Genomic DNA, 4,866 nt, shown 5'->3' with positions numbered 1-4,866 from the left:
GGCATCGGCGGCCCGGGCCTGCGCACCGCCGCGATGAAGGGCGACGCGACCGCGGCCTACGAGATCGGCCTGCGCTTTGCCGAGGGCAAGGGCGTTGCGACGAATTACGACGAAGCCGCCAAATGGTACGATCGCGCGGCGCAGGCCGGCGTGATCCCCGCGACCTTCCGCCTCGGCACGCTCTACGAAAAGGGCTTGGGGGTGAAGAAAGACGCCGACATCGCCCGCCGCTACTACACCCAGGCCGCCGAGCGCGGCAACGCCAAGGCGATGCACAATCTCGCAGTCCTCGATGCCGACGGCGGTGGACGCGGCGCCAACTACAAGAGCGCGGCGCAGTGGTTCCGGAAAGCGGCCGATCGCGGTGTCGCCGACAGCCAGTTCAACCTCGGCATCCTCTATGCCCGCGGCATCGGCGTCGAGCAGAACCTCGCCGAGTCCTACAAATGGTTCAGCCTGGCAGCCGCTCAGGGCGATGCGGATGCCTCCGGCAAGCGCGACGACGTCGCAAAACGTCTCGACCCGCAATCGCTCGCCGCTGCCAAGCTCGCGATCCAGACCTTCAGCGCCGAACCGCAGCCGGATGATGCAGTCAACGTTCCGGCCCCCAACGGCGGCTGGGACAGCGCGCCGCAGGCGAATGCAAAGCCCGCGCCGAAGGCGGTGGCGACAAAGCGCTCGGCCTCGGCGGCGCATTAAAAGCGAATTGCTTTAGGCAGACAGAGCGAGCCGCGCGCACGGTGCACCTCTCCCGCTTGCGGGAGAGATCGCGGATCGGAGCGACGCGGGTGAGGGCTCTCGCCTCTTGGGGGTTCTCGCTCGAGGAGACACCCTCTCCCCAACCCTCCCCCGCAAGCGGGGGAGGGAGCGCACCTTTGTCGTGACAGCGACTGAGCCCATTCTCATCACGCTGCCTGCCTCATTCACCACGCCCGAAATTCCCGGTCCCTCCCGCGAGCAAATTCCGCTATTGAGGGGCGCGGCAATCGTTCCGATCTTCTCGCGGGCCTTCCGCGATAGTCGATCCGTCTCGCCGGCGCGTGGTTCAATGCAGCTCTATCTTCCAATCGCCGATCTTCCGGTCAACGTCTTCCTGGTGCTCGCCATGGGCGCTGCGGTCGGCTTCGTCTCGGGCATGTTCGGAATCGGCGGCGGCTTCCTGATGACGCCGCTCCTGATCTTCATCGGCATCACGCCCGCGGTCGCGGTCGCCTCCGTCACGAGCCACATCGCGGCCTCCTCCTTTTCCGGCGCGCTGTCTTATTGGCGGCGGCGCGCGATCGATCCGGCGCTGGCGAGCGTGCTGCTCTGCGGCGGCGTGACAGGGACAGCGCTCGGCGTGTGGACCTTCACGCAGCTTCGCGCGCTCGGCCAGCTCGATCTGATGATCGCGCTCTCTTACGTGGTGCTGCTCACCACGGTCGGCAGCCTGATGTTCTCCGAAGGCCTGCGCGCCCTGATGCGGACCCGGCGCGGCGCGCTGCCGCCGCGACGCACGCACAACTGGATCCACGGCCTGCCGCTGAAGATGCGGTTCAAGCGCTCGAAGATCTATCTGTCGGTCATCCCTGTGGTGATCGTCGGCATCATGATCGGCTTCATCGGCGCCATCATGGGCATCGGCGGCGGCTTCATCCTGGTGCCGATCATGATCTACCTGTTGAGGGTGCCGACCTCGACGGTGATCGGGACCTCGATGGTCCTGACGCTCGTCACCATGCTGTTCGCGACCCTGCTGCATGCGGTGACCAACCACCTCGTCGACGCCGTGCTGGCGCTGATCCTGATGGTCGGCGGCGTCACCGGCGCGCAGTTCGGCGTCCGCGCCGGGCAGAAGATCCGCGGCGAGCAGCTGCGGCTGCTGCTCGGCCTCCTGATCCTCTCGGTCGGCGTCCGCTTCGCGATCGAGCTGGTGATCCGCCCCGAAGATCTCTTCACCATCCGTGAGCTCGGAGTGAGCGGATGATGCGCGCAGCTCTCGCACTCCTGCTCGTCCTGCTGCTCGGCTCAGCCGCGCGCGCCGAGCGGCTGATCGTCTCGGTCTCCAACCACCGCGTCACGGTGACACCGAACTATTCCGGTGAGGAGCTGGTGCTGTTCGGCTCGGTCGAGAAGGATGCGACGACGCCCGCCGATCGCACGGCCTATGATCTCGTGGTCACCGTGATGGGCCCGCGCGCCGACATGATGACGCGGCGCAAGGAACGTACCTTCGGGATCTGGATCAACACCGACTACCGGCAGTTCCTGCAGGTGCCGAGCTATCTGGCGCTGTTCGCCAACCGCCCCTTCGACGCGATCACCTCGCCCGAGATCGCGCGGCGGCAGCAGATCGGACTGAACAACGTGCTGCTGACGCAGCGGGTCGGCGGCGATTATGCCGACGTGGTGCCGAACGATGTGTTCCGGTCCGCCTTCATCCGCCTGCGCACCCAGCGCGGACTCTATCGCGAGGATCCGAGCGCGGTGACCTTCCTGACGCCGACCCTGTTCCGCACCGGCATTCCATTGCCGGCGGAGGTGCCGATCGGCACCTATGAGGTGGAGATCAAGCTGTTTGCGAACGGCGCATTCATCGGCAAGACCGAGACCGCGTTCGAGATCGTCAAGGTGGGTTTCGAGCAGTTCGTCGCCACCACCGCCAGGCAGAACGGGCTGATCTACGGCCTCGTCACCGCGGCAATGGCGCTGATGACGGGCTGGATGGCGTCGATCGTGTTCCGGAAGGATTAGCCGCACACTCCGTCATTGCAAGCGCAGCGAAGCAATCCAGACTGCCTCAGCGGAGAGATCCTGGATTGCTTCGTCGCTTCGCTCCTCGCAATGACGCCCGCGGCAGCTACGGCGCCTCGATCACCGTCGGCACGCCCGGCTCCAGCAGCCGCAGCCGCGTTCCGAAACCCAGCACGTCGAACGTCTTGCGGAGATCCTCGCTGTTCTGACGGAAATGCGCCCAGCCTTCTGTGTGGACCGGCACGATCATCGCATCGGGGAAGGCGCGCGCGGTCTCGATGGTGTCGTTGGTGTCCATGGTGAGATGGAATGGCCCGCGCGTCTGCGCGGCGCCGGCGAAGGGCAGCACCACGCCGCATTTGAAGCGGCGCGCGACTTCGGCGACGCCGTCGAACCAGGTGGTATCACCGCTGACATAGACCGCGCTGGTGTCCTTGCGGTTCGAGGACACCACGAAGCCGATCACATCGCCCGACAGCGGTTCGATGCCGGCCGGGCCGTGACGCGCCGGCGTCGCGGTGATGGTCAGCGAATGGCCGTCGCGGTCCTTGATGTGGGCGGTGGCCCAGGGCGCAAGACCCTCGGCATGACCGCCGAGACGTTTGGCACCGGCTTCGGTGGTCAGCACGCGTTTGGCATGCTTCAGGAATTCGCGCCCCGAATTGTCGAGATTGTCCGAATGCTGATCGTGGCTGAGCAGCACAGCATCAACCGGACCGATCGCATCGGGCCTCAACGCGGGGCCGATGGTCTTCTCCAGCTTCACATGCGGCAACTGATAGGCGCCGGGCGCATCGAAGGTCGGATCGGTGAGGAGGCGGAAGCCGTCGATCTCGATCAGCGCAGTCGGGCCACCGATCAGGGTGATGGAAATGGGCATGATGAGTTCCTGTTACGAGACGGGCTTTGCGGGCCGGGTCACCAGATAAATGCCGAGTGCAACCGGAATGATGCCGAGCAGATCGCGGGCCTCGACGTGCTCGCCGAGGACGAGATACGCGAACAGCATGCCGAGCGGCGGCATCAGGAAATGATAAGCGCTGGCTGCGGTCGCGCCGCACACTTTCAGGAGATGGAACCAGAGCCAGTAGGCCAGGATGGAGCCGCCCAGCACGAGGAAGGCGAAGGCGCCGATCAGGCCCGGCGTGACATCGATCGCGTGGATGTCGGCGAAGGTCAGTGCGACCGGCGTCAGCACGATGCCGGCAGCGAGATTCTGCACGCCGTTGCCGATCCACAGGCTCCCCTTCGGCGCGAGCAGCTTGAACAGGATGGTGCCGGCGACGAGCGAGGCCAGCGAAGCCAGCGTGAACACGATGCCATGCAGGGAATCCGTGCCCACCGACAGGCGATGCCAGACGATCGCGGTCACGCCGATGACGCCGAGCAACAGGCCGCCGGCCTTGCGCCAGGTCATGCCTTCGCCGAGCAGCAGGGCCGCTAACGCGGCGGTGAACACCGGATTGGCCGACACGATCAGGCCGCCGAGGCCGGCGGAGACCGATTGCAGGCCGGTGTAGCCGAGCCCGAGATAGAGCGCGTTGTTGGCGATGCCGAGCACGGCGAAGATCGCCGCGTCGCGCCAGGATAGCGACCAGCAGTCGCCTCGGATCAGCGTGGCGCCCAGGATCAAAATGCCGGCGAGCGAGAACCGCGCGGCGAGCAGGATCAGCGGCGGGCAATGGGTGACGCCGATCTTGCCGGCGACGAAGGCGTAGCTCCAGAGCAGGCAGAACAGGCCGATGGCAAGCGGCAGCGTGTTGAAACGGCGGCCGGGAACCGAAATCGAGGGGGCGAGCGACATGCGGGCATTCTCCTGAACCCTCGATCTAGGGAGGCCGCTTGTCATTTGGAAATTAAATGATTAACTCCTTGTCAGTGGTTTTTCGAATGGAGACGGCCATGCTCGATCTCGAACTGCTGCGCAGCTTCGTCTCGGTGGTCGAGGCCGGCGGCTTCACCCGCGCCGGCGAACGTGTCCACCGCACGCAGTCGACCGTGAGCCAGCAGATCAAGCGGCTGGAGGAAGACGTCGGCCAGGTGCTGCTGCATCGCGACGGCAAGAACGTGCGCCCGACCGAGGCCGGCGAGCGGCTGCTGTCCTATGCGCGGCGGCTGCTCTCGCTTGCTGAG

At 65.9% G+C, this 4,866-nt stretch carries 6 protein-coding genes; 4 read left to right on the top strand and 2 right to left on the bottom strand.

The genetic code is table 11. The features are described 5' to 3' along the window. From MOV75_RS27565 to MOV75_RS27555, 3 genes are all read left to right on the top strand, one after another. On the top strand, nt 1-699 hold a 699-nt coding region (locus MOV75_RS27565; RefSeq protein WP_247006937.1), incomplete at its 5' end, for a tetratricopeptide repeat protein. Between the two features lie 349 nt (nt 700-1,048). Next, a complete protein-coding gene (locus MOV75_RS27560; RefSeq protein ID WP_246930494.1) occupies nt 1,049-1,966 on the top strand; it encodes a sulfite exporter TauE/SafE family protein in 918 nt (305 codons plus the stop codon). Further along, entirely contained in the window at nt 1,963-2,733 is a 771-nt protein-coding gene (locus MOV75_RS27555; RefSeq protein ID WP_246930492.1) for a TIGR02186 family protein, read from the top strand. The genes MOV75_RS27560 and MOV75_RS27555 overlap by 4 nt, the downstream gene beginning before the upstream one ends. A 106-nt stretch (nt 2,734-2,839) precedes the next feature. On the opposite strand, the gene MOV75_RS27550 is transcribed toward MOV75_RS27555, so the two are convergent. Then, nucleotides 2,840-3,613: an MBL fold metallo-hydrolase gene (locus MOV75_RS27550; RefSeq protein ID WP_246930490.1), complete on the bottom strand. Its 774-nt coding sequence runs from the start codon at nt 3,611-3,613 to the stop codon at nt 2,840-2,842. A gap of 12 nt (nt 3,614-3,625) precedes the next feature. Further along, nucleotides 3,626-4,537 carry a DMT family transporter gene (locus tag MOV75_RS27545; protein WP_246930488.1) on the bottom strand — a complete coding sequence of 304 codons (912 nt, stop codon included), beginning with the start codon at nt 4,535-4,537 and terminating at the stop codon, nt 3,626-3,628. Nucleotides 4,538-4,635: 98 nt separating this feature from the next. Between MOV75_RS27545 and MOV75_RS27540 the strand changes: the two genes are divergently transcribed. Beyond that, nucleotides 4,636-4,866, top strand: a 231-nt coding sequence (locus tag MOV75_RS27540) for a LysR family transcriptional regulator (RefSeq protein ID WP_247006936.1), incomplete at its 3' end; no start/stop codon positions are given.

This window comes from Bradyrhizobium sp. PRIMUS42 (assembly GCF_023006515.1).
Taxonomy (GTDB): Bacteria; Pseudomonadota; Alphaproteobacteria; order Rhizobiales; family Xanthobacteraceae; genus Bradyrhizobium.
This window is presented reverse-complemented; position numbering and strand designations above follow the sequence as displayed.